Source organism: Sphingobacterium sp. UGAL515B_05 (assembly GCF_033097525.1).
In the GTDB taxonomy this organism is placed as follows: Bacteria; Bacteroidota; Bacteroidia; order Sphingobacteriales; family Sphingobacteriaceae; genus Sphingobacterium.
Genome location: NZ_CP109907.1, coordinates 5,663,435 through 5,684,605 on the forward strand (window position 1 = coordinate 5,663,435; position 21,171 = coordinate 5,684,605).

The following is a 21,171-nucleotide window of genomic DNA, read 5'->3' on the forward strand; positions in this document are numbered from 1 at the left end:
CTACAATATGGAGGAAAACATGGTTAACACCTACAGTTCTTTAGTGTTGCCCCCCATATCAATTTAGCATCTTCGCCTCCATTTAATAATTCATCAAAGTGGGTGTGCCAAAACAAAAATGCATTCTTCATATCATAGATTATTTATATCAACTTTTTCTTCGTCATAATGCACATTTTGGCAACAATCCTCTAGATTACTTACAATAACAAAAAGAAAATCTTTACAAAAAAATAGAAATTATAAACTATATTTTCCTTTTTTTAGATCCTTCTCAAATATTTTCAAATTTGATTTTGCAGTAGGTGATCCAAGTTCAGCTCCTTTTTTATATAATTCATAACTTTTTTTCAAGTCTTGTTTTACACCTATTCCTCGCTCATAAAAATCAGCTAGATTATTATACGCCTCCGCATACCCCCCCTCAGCGGACTTGGTATACCAGTAGATACATTTCTTTGGGTTGCATAATGGATTTTCTAATGCAACATATGTCATAGTATCAAATAGCTGAGCGTAACAATACTGAGCTTCCGGATTGCCAGTGTATGCACTTTTTTTTACCAATTCCGAATATCCATCGTACATTTCCTTCTTGTCTTCAAAAGAGATGTACGATGGATATTCATTAATTTTATAACCAATTCCTTTCGCCATTTCTAATTGTTTTTGTCCTTTCATAATATAATCTTACCGATTATTTCCCCACCAATCCCAAAACCCAGGAGGAGCTAATTTACTTTTCTCCTTTCCAGAATGTCCATCTTTTTCTAAAACATTTCCTGGTTTATTTGGACCAGGTCTTAATTTTTTAAAAGGATTATTAGTTCCATCCGCTTTTCCAGCTTGTCTTCTCTCTCTTCTTCCCTGGCTAAAAACATTCCATTAGTCTCTGACATCGACAGCAACCCAAGGGCTGCCTGGACAAATGGCCTATCATCAACCGGATAACCAGCATCGTTTATCTTCATTGAAATTGCTGTCATCCCGACAACAACAAGGCCTGCACCTTTAGCAGTTAACACTCCACTAGAGACACCTAAGCCAATACTACCACCTCCGGAAAGCTCTCCTAAAGTAAAAGCTCCGGTTATCAAAGCAGCTCGATTTTACTGTTGTATAAATGATAAATGTAGTCTTAAAAACATTGATCCCATACAAAATCTATATCTAAGTTCATTCGGTTATGAAGCCAGATGTCCAGTGATCCTTATCAACACTATATTCTGATATCTCAAAGCCTTCTGGTTGATCCTTGAAACCTGCTACTTTAGACATCTTTTCTAAAGCATTTTCAGCAAGTTCCCTAGTACTATATACTCCTATCAATTTCACATCCTCCCCCCCATCCAACGCCTTGTCAAAATGGGTGTGCCATAACAAAAATACATTTTCCATATAGTCAATTATTTATTTCTATCACCATTTTTCTTTAACTTATTGAATTCACTACCTGGACCCGTTCCCTCCCAATTTCCTTCACCATAATGCTCATCTAGTAATCTTTTAGCAAACTCTTTTCCACTTTCACCGGACTGTGGTTTTTTCCCTCTAGCCCAAGATGGCACATCATTAGCTTTATCCTTACCACTCTTTTTACTAAAAACAAATCCATTGGTATCTGACAGCGATGGTAATCCAAGTACAGATTGGCTAAAAGGCCTATTATCTACGGGGTAACCAGCCTGATTCACTTTCATTCCAACATATGTCAAAGCACCAACAGCAGCTCCAAGCCCCGCTGAAGTTAATGTTGTCCCCGAAATTCCCCCTGCAATTGCACCTCCTGAGACTCCTTCAACACTAGCGCCTGTTACACCTGTTGCAACTAATGCTAATCCTGGAGATGCTTTCGCATTAATAGTCGAAATATTATTCCCATACAAATGTGCGGCAGACGGGTTTATATATGTATCAAACTTAATACCATTCTCATATGACAAATAGGCCCTACTTGCAATACTCTCGATACTATTTAAAAAACTATTGAAAGAACTAAACCCTTTGACCTCTACAATGGGAAGGAAAACATGGTTAACCCCCACCGATTGTAATGCCGCATTAAAACCCGCGATCTTGCTATTATAACTTCCCCACCCAAATATACGACTATCATAATTACTCCACATTCGATCCTGCTCCATATACCGCTCAGTTTCCGTCTGCTCAATCCCATACTTGATGGATTTTGGAGAATAGTATGAAGGCAAGTTCGAAAACATCTGTACCAATGAACTTTCATCATACAAACCGGTTGGGTCGCTAAAATTAATTGGATTATTACTCGAATAATTATAAGGACTCTTGTTCGAAAAATATTCACTTAAGGGGTCCGGTATATTCCATTTGCCTATCGCAGGGTCATACATCCGTGCGTGATGATCATACAACCCCGTTTCATCCTGTATCTCCTTCCCTCCATAAAGATAATTATATTTTGTTCCCGAAACCAAATTACCTTCAACATAAGGAGCTGCATTACCGAATGCATAATAGTTATTGATCTGGGAGATCGTATGAGCATTTGTTGCAGCATTCACAGCAAGCGTCATCAACGGACTCTCCGTTTGATTTTTAACATGATATAGATAATCAAATGCGGCTCCATTGGGTCTCACTTCTCCATCGGAAAATTGGAACAGCTTCAGACTTTTTGCTCCCGTTCCTATTGAAGAATATTCAGCCCCTCCAGCATAATAAGTATTGGTTGTAGTGGTACCAACCGTAAAATGTTTACTCAGCTTTCCACCTGTCGCGTCATAGGCATAGGTAAGCACATTGTTATTAGAAAATTTGATCGTATCCGGAAGGTTCAAGTGGTTATAATGAATATAATTGATTCCTTTATTCAGATCCTTGATGGTCCTTCCATTGCCATCATAGACATATTCACCTGCTACTTGCCCTGCTTCTGAAAAACCCAATGCCTTGACAGCCACTGCCGACGTACTGATATCATCTATCCGCGTGTGCTTAAAGCCGTCATAGTAATATTTTAAACTGTCAACCTGCTGTATTAAACCCGAAACCTTGGCATATCGTCCGCTTGATGTAATATTTCCAGAGAGATCGTAATTAAAGTATTCTTTGAAGCCATTATCAATTGTATTGCCGAAAGAGTTGCCTGCTGCTTTTAATCGATTAAATGCGTCATAGGTATAATTACTCCGTTGTTGATAGACTGTATTATTATTTAGTTTGTGACTGACATAGGATAGATTGCCTCTAAAGTCATTTTTAGGGATGTTATCATATGTATAGGTACTTTCAAATAGTGTAGAGCCATTTTTAAGCTTCCCCTTTATATACCTGATCCTTGCTTTATAATCGTATTTAGGCGAAATGGTATAAATAAAATTTGTGCTCGAATTACCTCCTATTGCACTATAGGCAATCTTCCCTGTCTTATCAAGATAATTTTTCCATAAATATTGTACAGCTTGATTATTGATCTGATTGGTAGCGCCTATTAATTTCAACATCGAATCATACTCATAAGAAGTAACGGAAACAACACTATCTAATTGATTTTTATGCAAGTTCCGCACACTTGATACAAGGTTGTAACTAATCGAGTTATTGTAGGTATTGACTTGTTCATCATAACCATCAACTATATTACTGGCAATCGTTCTTCTATTTCGGGAAAGCATATCATAGAAAGAAACGGTCCAGAGGTATTTGTTCTGCCCAAATACCTTTACTTTGGAAGCTATAGGAAGCCCTATTGGCACCAAATTCTCCCTATCGTAGGGGCTCTGGATATTGTCTTGCGGCAGTCGCCAAGGGCAATCGGCCGGTAAAAGGGTTTCGTATTCGTCGTAGTAGTTAACCTTAAGTTCTGTACTGCCTGTTGTTGGGAACACACGTGACGTGTATCCATAGGATCCAAAGGCAAGTTTTTCTTCCCACGGTGTCGCCTGCGCGGTTATCGTAGTCTGAAGACCTGTGCGCGTAGCATTATATTTATATTCCAATGTTTTGAGCTCACGACCATGCCCATCATACTTACTAAAAATCCAAATACGATTGAGCCGCTGAACAGAATCCTGCGACGCTGCCAAACTGCCATCTTTGTTATAGACATAAAAGATCTTTCCCTGGCCGGGCATTTTCTTTTCAACAATCTGTCCGTATTTATCATACTTGTATGCATAAATATAAGTCTCAAAATTGGCATGATTAAAAGGGATGTCAATGTTCGGTGTATTAGGAGGTACCACATAAGCCAGTCGATCTAATTTATCATAGAGATAATAGGTAACAGCAGAATCTACTTCACTCAGATAATCTTTTTTAACGATCAGGTTTCCTTTTTCATTGGTATACTGTACACTTGTATTTGTCTTTCCTCCTGTCCAGTTAACTCCCTTTATGGTTTGGACCAATAGTACATTTTCCCGATGCGAGGGTTTAAATTTAAGCCCTGTTTGGTCATAGCTCCAATATTTGATACTATGATTGCTGCTCAATTTACTATATCTCTTCTCTTCAATTTTTGTTGTATGCCCAGAATTTGCAATTGCAGCATTGGAAACTTTGAAATATGGCCCCGTACCTTCCTGTTCGATGATTTCATGGCTGAATTTATCATAACGATGTTGCACATAAGGATAGAGATTAAAATCCATATTTGGATTTTTCAGGGTATCCCGATAAAAACTGGACTGTGCAACCGTATCTCTATTAAAGATCGGTTCGCTCAATACATTGGAGATGGACTGATCCGTTACAACAAATGGATCAAAGGATTTTATTGACCGGCCTAGATTATCATACTTGAATATAGCGACATTAAAGGATTCATTGTCGAACTGATTTATCTTTTGTGTCACCCGGCCAAAAGGATCTATAAAGGTGATATTTCTTGTTCCATCCCAATTAAATTCAAACACTGTATTTTCACCCTGCGCAATAATAGAATAACTATAGTCTTGACTATTTAAAAAATCATTATCGACTTTATTCGTTAAACGGTCCCATGAATCATAAATTTTCTGTGTGCGATCGTAATTCGGACCTATTTCATTTGTTATCGTATTATTTGCACCATAATTGATATTGTTCATGAGGCTCTCTCTTGGGTGAAGTCGCAGATCAAAGAGGCTTCCTGAATTCACAGTAAATGTTACCGATGATGCTCCTTTAATAAAAAGTGTATTCAAAGTACCTGAATACATTTTTCTGGAAAAGGATTTCAACACAGTCCCCCCTTGTAGAGTATAAGTAAGGCTGCCCTGAAAACTCAGTATATATGTTTTTGCAGGATCAAGTCCACTTTTAGAAAAACTTCTAGCTGTACCGTTGGAAATTGTCCAGTTACCGAATTTGGTTGTATTTCTATTATTATAATAAGCGATATCGCTGGCAGCATAGTAGTAAGCTACATCACTTTGCTTTGCATTACTGACATTACCAATAAGACGCCCCTCTTCATCATAAATGAATGCCTTTTGTATGCCATTCTTCTCTTTAACCTGTAAAGGCTGCCCTTTCTCAGTAAACAGTTCTATCGTCGATTCCAGTTCATAACTTGATCCAACAAGTTGAAGTGTAGGATTTGACGAAGTCTTTTCATTTTCAAAATTAAACTGTCCGAGATTTTCAATCGCAAAATGGGTCTTGTACAGTTTTTTGAGGTAACCTTTCCCATTTGCTTCATATTCGTAAAACTCAGCGTTGATAACCGTATCGTTCCGCAGGTTCATCTTAAAAATCGGAAGGTTAAGAAATCTATGTTTAAGGAGGCTGTCCTGCATAGGATAATATAATCCTCCAAGACTACCGCTTCGCTGGATAACTGTTTTATCTACCGCTCCATTATTGATTTGCATAGAAGATTCTATGATCTCCCCATATGAATTGTAGCTGTATCTTTCTTTGCTAATGACCGAATCGACCGATTGTGCATTAAGAATTGTGACATGCAAAAATAGAATAACGACAGCAAAACCTCTTTTCATCAAGTTTGTCTTCATAAAAATCGAATTTTTAGTTCTTAAGAATCAATTATTATACTTATAGTCCACAACATCCTTTCCCGTAAGTATACTTCCACTAAAATCTATGGTGTAGAAGTTATAATCGAAAAACGAATCTATTCCAAGGTCAGATAATAGCGCAGCTCGAGACCCATCTGTTCCGACAAATGGTTCACTTAACTTCACAAAATCCCTGATCATCAACTGCCTCACATGATCTGTCTCTCCAGTATTGATACCAGCTCCGGTCCTTGTTTTGTATTGATAATTAGTCCTTTTTCTAATTCGCCAAGTATTATTGTACAGTTCGTATATATTCTCTTGAGCAAGTAATGGCGATTTTCCGACAAAAACCGTTGCAAGATAATCCGGCCTATACTGTCTGTTGATCAAACCTCTCTCAACAATTTTCATCTGATTATTACGAAGGTTGAGCTCGCCCGCATTCTGTATCGCATTATCATTGTTAAATTTATATTCTTTCATCTGCACAGGAGTATTGCCATCAAATTGGACTTCCTGCACCTTGTCGAAATATACATTATTGGAAAACAAATCGAGAAAACTTGAAGCTGAGGTATAGTTGGAAGAAATTTCATATTTATTCAATAGCTCCCAGGTATTTCCAGAAGAGGTCGGAATCCGTAAAACCAAACCTTTTTGAACAATGTATTTATTCTTCACTTGGTTATTGCCAAAGTAATCATTAATAATTTTACCGTCTCCAATTAAACCTGAGTTGCCATTTACGTTCATGGTCTCCTGATTTCCGATATTTCCATAATAAAAACGGCGATGGTTCATTTTCAGAGTTGAGCCTTGTCTTTGTTGATAAGTTTCCTTTAAACGAAATCCCGCATAATAAGTTTTGAGGCTCATCGGCGCTTGCAGTTTATTTAGGTCATAATCAAAACAGGTAATTCTGCCTAGCGGGGACTCAGTAATGGTTTTCAGTAGTCCTGTTTTATCCTCACTGATTGTAGTCTTATCCGAAACTTTTAAATTTGGCTTCAGAGCGTTCAGATTACCCGTGGTCCAAGGTGCAGAAAAATTGGAGAATTCCCCAGCGTAGATCCCAAGAGTATTAATTTCAAATGGAAAAGCTGAAACATTCGAATTATCACCCATCGAATTAGTAAAGACAAATCCAAAAAGATCGCGGTCAAAAACTGTCGATGAATTTTCATTGAAGTAAGTAAAATCATAAACTTTATTATCCCCATTACTGTTGATCGTGATTTTCTTCAAAAAAGTAAAACGTCCGCCAGTGCCACCATATTCAAAGCTGATGGTTCGAATAATCCTTGGGGCACTTTGCCTTGTCGTAACCTGTATAGAACTTACAAAACGCCTGTCATTGATCAGGGTGTACACCATATTGATGCGTAACGTTTTTGTCTCCGCAACGGTGAGATATCTCAAAGTTTGATAATCGTTTTCGGGACCGATCTCATCAATTCTGGTTTGTATTCTTGGCATGCTACTGTTACCCGCACAACCTTCCAGAATGGATAAAAACCTGTTCGGAGAAAGTTCATTGAGTCCAAAAAAATCGTACTCCATCCGGATAGAGTCCCCATTGGGGTGTATAGCCATCTCGAGTTGTTGGCTGGTAACAGCGCTATTTCCTGAAATATTAGTGAAACCCAATGGACCATAGTCGTATTTGATACCGGCGTCATCATATATATAAAAAGGTACTAAGGGATGAAAGTCATTTTCTATTTTCCATTTTCCTGCCGGCGCATCAAAAAACTGCACCCTTCTGACATCCAATATTTGGGATCCCCGATTAAGGAGAATAAATTTGCCACCACCCGAGAAATTGGAAAAGCTAAAAATATCAGATTCGGAATCCCAGTTTTTAAGTGTTGTCCCATCAGATTTAAGGAATTGCCCCGCCGTACCAAGTCCTATTTCATTGATTGAGTTCTTTACCGCAAAATTAATCAATACGTTCTCCTTTTGAAGCTTGTTCAAAGGCGAACCGCTTGCAATTAATGTTTCAACAGAATCAATATTAGGTAGAATTGAATATTCATCCAATTTCCCCCTTATTGTCCTATTTAAACTATAATCTAAACTAAAACTCCATCCAGCGCCAAATTTACCATAGACATCGTCATACCGTAGTCCACTGGAGGAGTAACTTAGTGCTACGGGTATACTTTTGTCTCCAAAATCAAGATCAAAAAGATGAACGGAAGTTGAAACACTGCCATTTCCTTTATTGAAATCTGTTGACACTCCTTTCTCCTGAATTGCAATATCTTGACTTTGTGCAAAGGCAGATAGATAATGCAGATGAAATAGAATCAAGACAATAACGAATCTTCTCATAATCTACTGGTTAATTAATAACTAATTGGTTTGTAATTCTTTTCTATTGGGATCCCGTTTTCAGCCCCAGGTCTATACCTCTTCTTCTCACTTTGCAAAACAAACGGCAATATTACATACAAGCACTCCCCCTTTTCCAATGAAAAACGGAACTTTTTTAAATATTACCTACAAATAAATTTATCAAGCAAAGTCAGACGTTATACCTCGATAAAATTTTCTTTTTTTTCTTCTTGAAACAAAGCATATAATAAGGCATATGTGAATTCGGTACAAACAATCAAAGATAAACTCTGACGTAAAATTGGCTAATAAAAAGGCTTTACTTTGACCTTTATAAATATAAAGAAAAATATTCAAAACAATAAAGTATAAAATTAAATATTTTCAGCATCTACTCAGGTTATGTCTCGGCAATAATGCGGAAGGACTTATACGTCTATAGCTTTACAGTTGGTCTTATATGTCTATAGCTTTTTTGGTTAAAACCGTAGAGGAAACATGAATGAACAAGCTTTCTCACGATCTGAATCAATATAGATTTTATATGATACTGAAAAACAAAAAAACCTGCAAAAATATTTGCAGGTTTTATCTTTAGTAGCCCGTAGGGGAATCGAACCCTACTTGCATTAATCTATTTATCAATTATTTACAAACCTTCTATTTCCCGACTCACCGAATAACTCACTGGTTTGACATACGTTTTAGCTGCAAGTGCTTATTAAACAAAATTAAAGATAAAAATTGATAAGTTTGCCCTTCTATTAAGCAAGAATACCTTTTTTGTATAAAACAATTGACTAGTCCTGAAAAATCGATACAGGTTTTCAGTGATTAAAAATAAATAATTTAAACAGTAGTAGCCGATAGGTTGCTACTGTTTTTTGTTTTATAAGTTCTGAAGTTCATGTTTGATTTCATGTGCATCTGATTTGGAGTTAGCATATGATTAGACCAATGTGGTCTGTCATTATTATAGATATCGATTGCTTCAGCTACGATCTGCTTCATCAAATGTAGATCTAAATGATAGGTATCAATCATGAACTCTTGTTTGAGTATACCATTGATTCGTTCAGCGATGGCATTTTCATAAGGATCAGAGTTTTCTGTCATACTGCACCTGAGCTGATACTTGTTTAGGTAATATTGGTATTCTTCTGCACAATATTGTACCCCTCTGTCGGAATGATGGATTAACGGCTCGTTTGTTTTTCTTTGTTTTTGTGCCATTTTTAGTGCTTTTACAACATGCGGTGTGCACATGGTCCGCGAGACCTCAAAGCCAACAATTTTTTTCGAATAGGCATCTGTAACCAAACTCAGGTAACAGGGGCTTTCTCGCTTCCCTATGTAAGTGATATCACTTACCCAAACCTGATTGGGACGGCAAACAGTCACTTCTTTAATAATATTCGGATATTTTCTAAATCTATGATGTGACATAGTGGTCGTATGATAGCTTCTTTTAGGTGTAATTAACAAATGGTTGGCGCGTAAAATATCAAAGAATTTGTCTCTGCCCACTTTTAATGCCTGTAGCTCCCTTGCCAATATATGGTAAAGTTTCCGTGTGCCTATTCTTGGCTGGGTAGTGCGTATTTCATGAACTAAGTCCACAATTTTCCCGGCTATACCCTGGCTCCTGGCTATACGTTTGATCCTTCGATAATACACCTGCCTGTCTAACCCGAACAATCCACAAGTAAAACTTAGGCTTTCTTGTTTTTCTTGCCGGAAACGATTGATTGCGCGGGTTTCAAGTTTTTTCTTACGTCGATTTTATATTCTTTTTCTGCAATATCGATCATCATGTCAAAGATGATCGCTTTGGAATCAGCGATGTGATTCTGATGCTCAAGTTGAGCCTTTTGCTTCTCCAGCAGTCTGACTTTGGCTTCCAGTTCTAAAATGCGCTGTTCTGGTGACTTTGCCATATTGGATGGTATTTGATTCTCCCAATCAAAGTTACCATATTTTTTTAACCATTTGCGAATAGTGCTATCTCCCTGGATGCCATACTGTTTTTGAGCTTGGGAGAGTGTCAATTTCCCCGATTCAATCTCTTTAACGACATTCAGCTTCAATGTTAAAGTGTAATCACGCTGAGTCCGCTTTACATAATTTGTTCCTTCTTCCATAACGATTCTTTTTGTGTATCGATATTTCAGGACGAGACAAATAACTAAAAAAAGAGGCTATCAGTAAAACTCATGGTCTCTCTTTTATGTGCCTAATTGAATATGGTTTATCTAAAGATTTTAATGAGTCTCTAAGGTCTAACGCCATATAAATCCTCGAATTCTTAAGAAGCGAAGAGCCTTATTGATAGCTGTTAACGCTGGTTTTTTAATCTTCCACTTTAGCCCATCGAAACCTGTTGGTGCCGCATCAAAATCTTTGACTGTTGCCGCTCCAGTTTTCATATGCATAGGCGGTTCGTCATGTCTACGTTTTTCAACAACGACGATACTATCATAATAGTGAACGGAATCGGCAGACCGAGTAAACTCATTCACTTTTAATCCACGTTGCTCAGAGTGGTAAGCGTTAATATAATCAATAAAATTTTTACTATATTCAATAAAGGTACCATTTCTCTTGTGGCCCCCTCCATAAAAAACCTGATAAGACGTATGTAGATCCTCACATAAATAAACCCCGTTATCTTTTACATGACTAAAGAGTTCCTCAAAAGTAATAATCTGTTGAAGCATAGTATGCCCCCCGTCATCGATCAGGATATCAACTTTTGGAATCTGTTGTTTTATCTTACGCAAGAAATTTCTGTCTGATTGGGAACCGATAAATATTTCAACGTTCTCTTCTTCCAACTCTTTACAATGAGGATTAATGTCAACCCCATAAATTTTTGCCTTATCACCAAAATAGTTTTTCCACATTTGAAGACTCCCCCCTTGAAAAACACCTATCTCCATTACGACAATTTCTTTGCCTCTATACTTACTAAAATGCCGATCGTATACATCAAAATAATGTATCCACTTATTGATCAACTTATCATTATTATTTCGAAAATATACCTCTAGATCATTCATATGCAGGTTTATATTAAATAACTTGTTTTTGGGTGTCACAATTTCCTAAATTATTTCTAAAAATTATGATTTTTTCTATAAAAAATTAAAGAAACCACTATCTTATTCGAAAATCATAAAAAACCCTGAAAACTAAATTTTCAGGGCTCATAATAAAAAACTTAAGACATCAATAGGCAGTTCCTCAATGAAATTATGGGCGTAGGCCTAATTTGCGCAACTTATCGTTCCAATACCCCTTTGGCATATTGTTAATAATATATCTATCACAAGTAAGCTCGCAAGTAAACTCAGTTGTATCAAATTTCGGCACCTTCTTGTGAATATAGATAATGACTTCTCCCTTTTTCTTTACAATTGTATCACCGACAGCCCAGAAATAATTCAACTGACCGAACCATCTTGCAGGAAGTTCCTGAATGGTATCTTTATTAACACCAGGTTCTTTACCGTACAATTTATATCGATCAAAATCAAGTTCTGGTAATTTTTCCAAAACAATATTTGCTTCATATTTACGATAAAAATCCTTATGTTTTCTACAATCTTCTTCCGTGAAGATACAGCTAATAAAAAATATTAAAATAAAGAATAAAACCAATAGCTTAGCCATTTTTCTTAAAATTTAAATTTAGATGCTTCATTAAATGCTTTAACGACATCAGAATAGTGCACTCTTTTAGTATAATCAACTCCAATTGTGGCACCCGTACCTGCACCAAAACTAACTTTATAAACTCCATTAAAATCGAACTTGTTATCATCAGTTAATGGGATTGAAATCCCAATCATTAGTTTATAGCCAATGGCAATATCAAGGGTACGTCCTTCAATTCCACTGAAAATATCTTGATTATTATCCCTTGCATCAATATAAAAATCCAACGTTGTTCCTCCGGCTGCAAGCTGCCCTTGTCTATATCCACCAGATGCAGTATAGGATCGAAATAAAGCTACATTATGATTTTGATCTGCGACTACACTAAGGCCCACATTAGATCCTCCAACATTCGCGTTAACAGAGGCTCCTGCATAAACGGGAGGGCCCATGTACGGCCCATATTCTCCACTTGGTGGAGCATGAAAATAAGGATGATCAGAGCCTAGATCCTGGAAAGCATTATAAGCACGTTCTATCCATGATTGCGGCTTCTTTTTCGATTGACTTGCCTGGGCAGCTGCCACAAAAGCCATGCTGGTAAAGCCATTCCCCCCCCTTCCGGCATATATAGTAGGCATTCCTTTCTCAACCATACCAACATTAAATTTGCCCTCAGCAGTTTTATGAATTTTTCCGCCATGTTTTAATGTAAAAAGAAACGCCCCCATCCAGGTGTCCCAACTACCATCAGGATCAATTCCACTGATGGGATTATTTCCCATTGCTAGGTAGGGAGAATAATATTGTGATTCTGGATCAGTTGAAATCCATCTTCCAATTGAAGCATCATAATTTCTAAGTTCGAAAGAATTCCAACCGGTCTCTTTGTCTTTTTCTGCAAAAACACCTTGATAACCATATCTGCTGTCAATTCCACCTGAGCGAGCCTCCATCCCAAATGGATAATAATCTGCATAGTAAAGAATATCAGCTTGACCACTAGCAAGTTTATTTCGACTAATGATAGCTCTCGTATTTCCCAAATGGTCTTTTAAAGTATAGCTATAACTCCCTCCCGGCTTATTCAGCATACCTAACCTATTATGACCATATACAGGTTGCTCTATTAATTGCAATATACCACCGTTTTTGCTCTCAAAAACGGCCAACAAAGTACCATCACCAGAATAACTATACCAGTTGACAGAATTTGTTCGGTGATCCTTTTTCATCACTCGATTACCATTATGATCATAAACAAAACTAAGAATTAGTGTCGACTTGCCAGCATCACTATAGACTTTACTTATCTTACCCGTAACGTCATAATCCATATACATTCCGTTTGTGCCTTTTACCTGTGAATTTAATTGGCCAAAGGCATCGTATGTATAGGTTGCATAACTTGGTATTGAAATTAATTTATTGGTACCAGTTTGATAAGAATAGGTAAAATTATTTATGGTTGTTCCTGTACCATTAGTACGCTGTAGTGTAAGTATATTTCCATTATTGTCATAGCTCAGTCCTTTCTCTTGATTCACATTAGTCATCGCAGTAAAACTTTTCGCTCCATAACTTGGCGTTCCCCATGTTGAGCTAAGTAACTGCCCTTTGTTATCATATGTAAATATATTCATTGAACCAGCATCAAGTCCAATTACTGAACTAGGTTTTTGAACTTGCCAACCAATGCCATTCATAAGACCACTATAACGAGCTGGAGCTGCGGCGTTTTGAATACCATATATATTTGTCCCTGGCCGCGAATAGTCATTCATATAATATTCAATATTCTCATTAAAAGCGTCAATTGCAAAGCCATTCCCTGAACCATCCTTTCCAGGGTCGTTAGTTCCATTTGTTCCCAAATTAGTATTATTTACACTTTTAAGCTTACCATCGACGGTATAGACATAATCAATACCCTGCAATTTATCTCCATATTCGATCCTTTTCAAACCTCCAGTAAGCGCATAAATATACTTTGCATGAACTAATCTTGTTGCAATATTATCAACTGTATTTGTATAAACCGCTTTTAATTTGCCGTTAAGGTCATATTCAAAATAATGAACAAAAGTTTCTAGCGATGTATTTTTTTGATAAATTGATTTTGTAACACGACCAAATTCATCATAAACATAATCCATTGTTTTAAGACCAAGACCGTTAATATTCGTAACTGTCCAGGATACATTGCCGTCTCCGTCATAATTGTACCAAATACGATTTATTAGCTTTGCTTCATCTTTAACATTCCCTGTTAATTGGGAATATTTCTCAATATAACTAATTTTTCCACCCAAAAAATATGAATCTTGAATATATCCAGTCAGCGCATGAGAAGCATTAACATCATCGTAGTGATATTCTATCATCTCATATTGAGTACCTACAGTTGAGGGTAGACCTGCCGCATCACACATTGTTTGGGTGATATTCTCAAAGGCAACCATGCCAGTACCTGATGGTAAATATTCTCCTGCTTGCAGAGCACGTCCATATTGATCATAATTATAGTATGTATAACTGCCTTTCTGTTTTTGTAAAGCATTTTGAGAAAACCGGATTTTGCCCTCAGTATTATATTTAATGGCCGAACGTCCTTTATCAGGAATCATCCCCCCTACAAGAAGACCTTGTGCATTGTATTCAAAAGTATGAACAAAAGGTACACTTTCGAGTGTCCCGTAATTGGAAAGGCCTCCGTTTAAAAGCTTTTTTACTCCTTCAGGCTGTATCGTAGCTCTTAACCGCCCCAACTGGTCATAGAAATTCATGGATATGTTCCCCAATCCAAGATTATAACTTACTGTTTGTGATCCCCCCGTGGCACGAAGTTCATATAATCCTTTGTCCAAGATAACTGCGCCGGAAGAAACAGTACTAATTGCTTCATTCCGGACATAATCTACCAAACTGGATGCAGTACCATTAAAATTTACCGACTGGGACGTTAATACCGGAAAATATGCTGAATTATCCGATGCTACGTTGATTGTCTTGACAACAGTCAGATCAGCTCCCCCAATGGCAGTGAGGACCGGCCTTCCATCAACTGAAATCGAAACACCTACATTCCGATCTGGATCCAAACTCACGGACATATTCCTCACAGCAGAATCCACAAGTATTCTTCCCCCAACCTCAGCATCAGTGAAAAACTTATTCCTTATACTCTCATATAAAGCTAATTCTCCTGTTATTGGCACAGAAAAAGTAATTGTCTCATGATTCTTGCCCATTCTAAGCTCATCGCCCATTGTGGCTGAACGTGTAAAAATATGGGTTCCATTTGATGGTTCAATACTCATTGTATAAGGAAAGGAGGTAATATCTTGATACGGTTCAAGTGAATTTGATGTACTATAATACCATCCAAGAGTTCCATTGACTGTTCCCCCAACCGCATCGGGCGCATTAGTTTTATCTATTTTTGCACCTGAGCTATTTAAATAACGTCCAAAATTTCGGAAAGTATAAGGAGATGAGGACCCATTGACTGCAAACCCCTCTTTATATAAGAGTTCGCTATTATTAATTGGAGCGACTAGCGTGTTGCCAATTGTTTTCCCTTCAACTGAATATAAAGGTTCTACAGCCAGTACCATATTTGCTTCAATATTCCGGCTTTGAGACTGTATTATCCTACCCCTATCATCAAAAAACAGCTTGCTTTCGGAAATAACCTGTCCATTAGCATTAAACTTCTTTCCTAGAACCCAGTTCATATCTGCATTAGGGTTATTATTACCAGGGTCTATGGGCCCCGTAATATTAGGATCGACCTCTAGCAATACGCTAGCCCCTAGCTGAATTGTCGTCCCCGCATTCAGCGTAACGGACTGCCCGCTTCTAGCAACGAGGCTTTGGCCAGAAGATAATACATAGGTACTTTGGCCGACAGGCGGAAAAATGATCGGGTCCGCAGTTATGATTTGAGTTTGCCCCAGAGCCGCTCCAGAGTTGCAAAAAAAAGTTATATAGCATGCGATTGTACTCCACACAATCTTCAAGCATTTTTGTTGTTGTCTTCTCATGGTCCGCAATTGGTTTAATTTGGCAATCTACTAAAACTCTTTGTACTATAATTCAATTGACTTTCTGAGATCTTATAAGGAATTCTTCCAAACTGTTCTCTATATACTGCTTTAATTTGTCCCATTGCATTATATTCATAGCGAGTAAAAAGATTATTGCGATCGAGGCTATAACTCAATAGACCAGTGATTACATCATAAACTGAAGCAGAGCTTTCTGTATTTTTTGGTTGGAAACGGAAATCGTCAACATAGGTAGTTATTGTCCCATCATTTTTAGCGAATACCTTAACCGTTGCCCCTCCACTTAATGTAATATCAAAATTAATCAGTGTCCAATCTCCTGAAACTTTAGTACTCACGTTAGAGGCCCCAGATACTGACTTTTGAACACCATCGAGCTGATAGTAGAGTTTTACATTGCTTGCACCCCCATTGTTTACCCAAGCTGAGACCGTATATGTGCGGGCAGCAGTAAGTTCAGAGACCGGAACAGTATACTCAAAACCAGTCTGCCCCGATGCTATTTGGATACTCTGTTTTCCTGTATGGAAGATACCTGAAGTAATTGTACCCGATCCCTTTTGCACCTCGAATTTTTTATTATTACTAATATTTTCATCTTCTGCCCCACTAAAGACTAATTCTCCATAACGAGCAAAAGTTCCATTAAAAACAGGCTTTGTGTTATTATAACCATATCGAGTTGTTACGTAATTATTTTTATAATCCCTAATACTAATTACATGACTATATGGGTCAACTAAAATTGTCTCATTATTTCTCTTCCAAGAAATATTGGCGCTGGCCGGATTAGCAAAAGGAAAAGCAACAAAACTTGCAACAGCTGTCATATTATTGGCTGCTCCGGTGACCGGCATCCATTGATATGACGCAACCTGCCGCCATACGTTTCCATTATTGCTTGCAGTTCCATTTTGTACGATTATGTCACCATTCTCGTTTAACGCCGATATAGCATTACTCCATTGATCATAACTTGCCGAAACTAGATACTCTTGTGTTCCTGTTGCATTTAACCGATATATATTGCTTGCCGACAACTGTGTGAGCATATTTTTCTTAGTTGCATCAAGTTGGTTAGGTCCCATGGATGGATAATCAAAATATGCAGGAGTGTTTTTACTCAGAAAGCTGTTACCATATGAATCTGACGAGATAGTCTCTGTCACTGTTCCACTATAAAAGTCAAATGCATTAACCTTAGTAGAAGTCTTTGTATTGTGAATATAATCGTATTCAACTGTACCTAAATTAACTAATGGATAATCTTCTCTAGAGATCATGGTCCCATACGTCGACCAGGTATTATCAGAATTCAGAACTTTTTTTGCCTCTGAGAATCTTTCATTTAGTAAACCCTGATAACCAAATTTCTGTAACTTTGTTTTATAACCATCAAAAAAGTCACCAGTTATTCCATCATGAAGGTACTGCTTCACAATACGCGATATAAGTTTACCATTGGCATCATAAGTACAAATTGATTTTGGCTCACCCAAAAGTGCCATAAACTTCCGCAAAACAAAATTCTTTGTCGAGACACCGGAGCCAATATCACTAGCTATTAAGCTTTTATCAATTCTAATATCAGAGAACGTCATAAATTCTGTCACATTTTTCCCAGAAGGTAAACTGGAAACTCCATCAGGATAACTTACCTTTGTTGTCGTTTCCACTCGCGAATACATTATACCTGGGCCAGGAAGCTCTGAACTGAATTTAGTAGACGTATATAAACCTTCATTAAACAACGCATCATAATAATCTCGATCTGTTTGGGGAAATGAACTTGCATATCGGAATGGCACAAATCCCAATGGCTCGTAGATTGTACTTCCTGATGACACATTCCCATTCTCTTTTGTATATCTGAAGTCGGTAGAGACGCGAGTTCCATCCATAGTTTTTAACTTTATAGATCTAACACGAACTCCTGCTCCGCCCAGCGTATTATATTTTGACAGATTGGAAGGTAGATTATAACCGGTCATGCTCGTATTTCTATAATTTGCATCCCCTGTATGAAAAAACCATTGTTCGTCACTGGGATTCAATCTTACGTCGATATAGTTAATTCCTACTCCAGTTACTTCCAGTAAAAAATTAGCCATAACGTCCGTTACAGGGCTAAATGTTGAGTATATGGGATCCTTTTTCTCAGAAGACCTTACCATATGTCCACGAATCTCATCACCGATATTACAATAATCTCTACAATCCGGTATATTAGTATTTGAAAGCCTATAAATCCCGGTAGATATTTTACTGAAATAGTCAAACCAATAAGGTCTATTCATACCATAGGATGCTTTTTCGAAATCATGTCCTTCATATTCAATATTTAAAGTTGGTCCGGTAAAGGTTTTTATAGTCCTTAATGACCAGACGTCTACAGACTGTATAGATCGTTTTGTCGGCATTCTAGTGTAATTCGGCTCGAAACCAGAACTATAGTCCGACTTGAACATTCCCCAAAAATCATAGTAATCTTTTAGATAGGGAGGGTTTTTAGTCTTTCGAATATTTCTAGTCCCCAAATTACCACTATTTCCACCTTTAAGTTCATAGCTATACGTTCCCCCTGACTGCGTTATTTTATTGATATAACCACAATAAATAGGATTTACTTCATCTGTCTCTATCAGGTCACCAACCTGGTAAGCAAAGCTTACCCCTGTAATATTTCCGCTGGTTATGGTGCCCTGGGTTTTGCCTTGGTCTTCAGGCGCAAGGTTATACCCAAATTCCATGGGCGGAACAATCGCCTCACCTCCTGCTCCCCGTGTTTTTAATGACTTTAAAGTTAGCTTCCCCAATTTAATTGAGGGATTTCCAAAATCGAAACTTGTTGTACTTCCCTTGGCAAGCGAATAATCATAATTTAAGTCTAATACCCTTATGGAATTAGACTCTAGCAATGATCTTCCATAAGAATCGACATCATTCTTATCCATTATATTGTTGGGTAATTCACATTCCGAACAAACAACAGTACGTCCCGACGGTACCATTCCAGAACTACCGCCCTTATTTTGTGTCAAACTGGATGCAACCCCATTTTTTAATAGATAAATATGGCTAAGTCTAAGACTTTGATTTGAATTTATATTATAAACCCCAGTATTATTATAATCTTCTGATACATTATTCTGTGAGGACCAATTTTTATTAAATGATTCTTTTGAGGCACTTTTCCCGTCCGTTCTTATTTCTTTTTCAAATATTGCTGTATGTGACCTGGTTTTAATGGCATTTAAATAATAGACTTCTTTTTTGCCAAGAGATACTGCCTGAAAATTTTGATCAAAATTAACAACGTATCCATCAGTAGGACTTCTCCAAACAAACTCATCAGTCCATTTTCCATATTCGAAACTAACCCAATATCCATAATCAGCCTCGTCGAGAACTCCGATAGTCCCTCTATCTACATAATCAGGGCCCGTTATGGCAGTAAGATGCCAGATATAAGCATATCCAGCATTCTTTGTTTGCCTATTAAATCTGAGTCCATTTGTCTTTACCCTATTTTCTTGGTAAACCTCTTCCTCATAAGAATAGGCGGGTAAATTGTAATGGTACGTTACACCGCTTTCATTAGTTATCGCAAATCCTGTGATACCGTTATTTTGTGTTCCTGCTGCCAAAGTCCCTAAATGCTTTTTCCTATCCAATCCCAAGGCAACGGGATTTATGAACTTAACATTACTGTTTGGCGCAATTACATTGCCGCTTCCGTCAACTTTGAAATATTGAATAGATTTCGAACCAGAAAGCACTTGGTCAGTGGCATTATATCCACTTGACCAGTTGCTACCAGTTCCTGTGGCTGCAGCAAACGGAAGAGCACCAGAAGTAATAGTTGTGGCGTTAAGGGCAAAAGAGTTATTTGCCTGCTGCAAAGTATTGGAAAAATCGCCTACAAATCTAAAACCTAAACTATTAGATACTTTTGAATTGTTAGCATATTGAACTGTTGTCTTACTTATTCCGCCACCGTCTCTTTCAATCACATTCTGATTTGATACGGATCCTTGAAAAAGATAAGGTCGAATTAGCCCTCCTAATCCCTGCGCTGTAACCTCATAATTATCAAATGCCGGAAATGCACCACCCTGATATTTCTCAGGATTTGAAAAAAAGACAGAGTTATCATTGGGCATTTGATAACTATCATTGACCAGATCATTGCTGGTAAGTAATCCACTAAAAGATTTATTATTTAGAGCACCATAAATGTTACTCGATTCCGTTTCATCCGACCAATACCTAGTCCTTGTATTAGAATACCGTAGGAAGACCAAATTTAAGCCCTTTTTCTTAGTCTCAGTTTGTATTATCCCTTCCTTCCCGTTTGAAAGACTACTTGCAACAGATAGCCCTGTATATGAAAAACCACCTCCTGTCGATATATTAGCTCCTATAATTCCCTGAAAGCCTGATGCAGATACACCAATTGAATTGTTTTCGCCAACAGAGCCCATTATTCCCAATTGGCTTCCCCCAAATTCACCAAAGGCCATTCCTACTCCTGCTGTTAATGAAAACCCGCTGCTAAAAGGATTAGAGCCAATCCCCACACTCATACCTAATGGCGACCCTTTACCTCCCAACCCAAAAGTATAAGAGGCACTCCATCCGATGCCGACACCTAGATAGGTATCTTTTGCTACAGTAACATCCAAAGAAACATTTATCTTTGGAATTGTTACACCAACGGACGTCACGTTTGTTACTCCTCCAGCCCAGTAATCTCTACGACTCCCTTGGTAATTTGCCCAGTCATCTGGGAAACCATTAATGGACCTAGTAATTGAGCCTGGATTTAGGGTCCAACCTAGTCCTACCCAACTACTTTCCTGTTCTGGTGTAATTCCTGCGTGGTATGATAAGGACAATGGGTACCCTCCTTCAGGTCCTGGAACTTCCAGTAGGGGAGCATTGTATACAAAATCTCCCGTAACTTGATTCACCATCGTAGAAGTATCCACAGGCTCGAAACTTGTTGCATCGGGTGACGATGGTCCAGAAGTCAATGCCCAAACTGTAACTGGCCAGAAAGCCTGATAGAACATAGTAATCAGGCAAACCACTGCAAATATTTTTCTTTTTCTTTTCAT

Annotated in this window: 11 protein-coding genes; all 11 read right to left on the minus strand. The window is 37.7% G+C overall.

Features of this window, described 5'->3' with window-relative positions; genetic code table 11:
* Window positions 1–240: 240 nt before the first annotated feature.
* Window positions 241–681, minus strand: a complete 441-nt coding sequence (locus tag OK025_RS23795; protein ID WP_317667238.1) for a tetratricopeptide repeat protein — start codon at window positions 679–681, stop codon at window positions 241–243.
* Between the two features lie 122 nt (window positions 682–803).
* Window positions 804–1,097 (minus strand): hypothetical protein, encoded by a 294-nt coding sequence (locus OK025_RS23800; protein WP_317667239.1) that lies wholly within the window; start codon window positions 1,095–1,097, stop codon window positions 804–806.
* Between the two features lie 79 nt (window positions 1,098–1,176).
* Window positions 1,177–1,398 (minus strand): hypothetical protein, encoded by a 222-nt coding sequence (locus OK025_RS23805; protein WP_317667240.1) that lies wholly within the window; start codon window positions 1,396–1,398, stop codon window positions 1,177–1,179.
* An 8-nt stretch (window positions 1,399–1,406) separates the two neighbouring features.
* Window positions 1,407–5,978: an RHS repeat-associated core domain-containing protein gene (locus tag OK025_RS23810; RefSeq protein WP_317667241.1), complete on the minus strand. Its 4,572-nt coding sequence runs from the start codon at window positions 5,976–5,978 to the stop codon at window positions 1,407–1,409.
* Window positions 5,979–6,005: 27 nt separating this feature from the next.
* Window positions 6,006–8,321, minus strand: coding sequence for a hypothetical protein (locus OK025_RS23815; protein ID WP_317667242.1), 2,316 nt, complete (start codon window positions 8,319–8,321; stop codon window positions 6,006–6,008).
* A gap of 852 nt (window positions 8,322–9,173) precedes the next feature.
* Window positions 9,174–10,022 carry an IS3 family transposase gene (locus OK025_RS23820; protein ID WP_317664290.1) on the minus strand — a complete coding sequence of 283 codons (849 nt, stop codon included), beginning with the start codon at window positions 10,020–10,022 and terminating at the stop codon, window positions 9,174–9,176.
* 14 nt (window positions 10,023–10,036) lie between these two features.
* Window positions 10,037–10,465 carry a helix-turn-helix domain-containing protein gene (locus OK025_RS23825; RefSeq protein WP_317664289.1) on the minus strand — a complete coding sequence of 143 codons (429 nt, stop codon included), beginning with the start codon at window positions 10,463–10,465 and terminating at the stop codon, window positions 10,037–10,039.
* 138 nt (window positions 10,466–10,603) lie between these two features.
* A complete protein-coding gene (locus OK025_RS23830) occupies window positions 10,604–11,383 on the minus strand; it encodes a class I SAM-dependent methyltransferase (protein ID WP_317667243.1) in 780 nt (259 codons plus the stop codon).
* A 193-nt stretch (window positions 11,384–11,576) separates the two neighbouring features.
* Complete coding sequence (locus tag OK025_RS23835; protein ID WP_317667245.1) at window positions 11,577–11,996, minus strand: hypothetical protein; 420 nt, start codon at window positions 11,994–11,996, stop codon at window positions 11,577–11,579.
* A 5-nt stretch (window positions 11,997–12,001) separates the two neighbouring features.
* Window positions 12,002–16,027, minus strand: a complete 4,026-nt coding sequence (locus tag OK025_RS23840) for an RHS repeat-associated core domain-containing protein (protein WP_317667246.1) — start codon at window positions 16,025–16,027, stop codon at window positions 12,002–12,004.
* A gap of 14 nt (window positions 16,028–16,041) precedes the next feature.
* Window positions 16,042–21,171 (minus strand): hypothetical protein, encoded by a 5,130-nt coding sequence (locus tag OK025_RS23845; RefSeq protein WP_317667247.1) that lies wholly within the window; start codon window positions 21,169–21,171, stop codon window positions 16,042–16,044.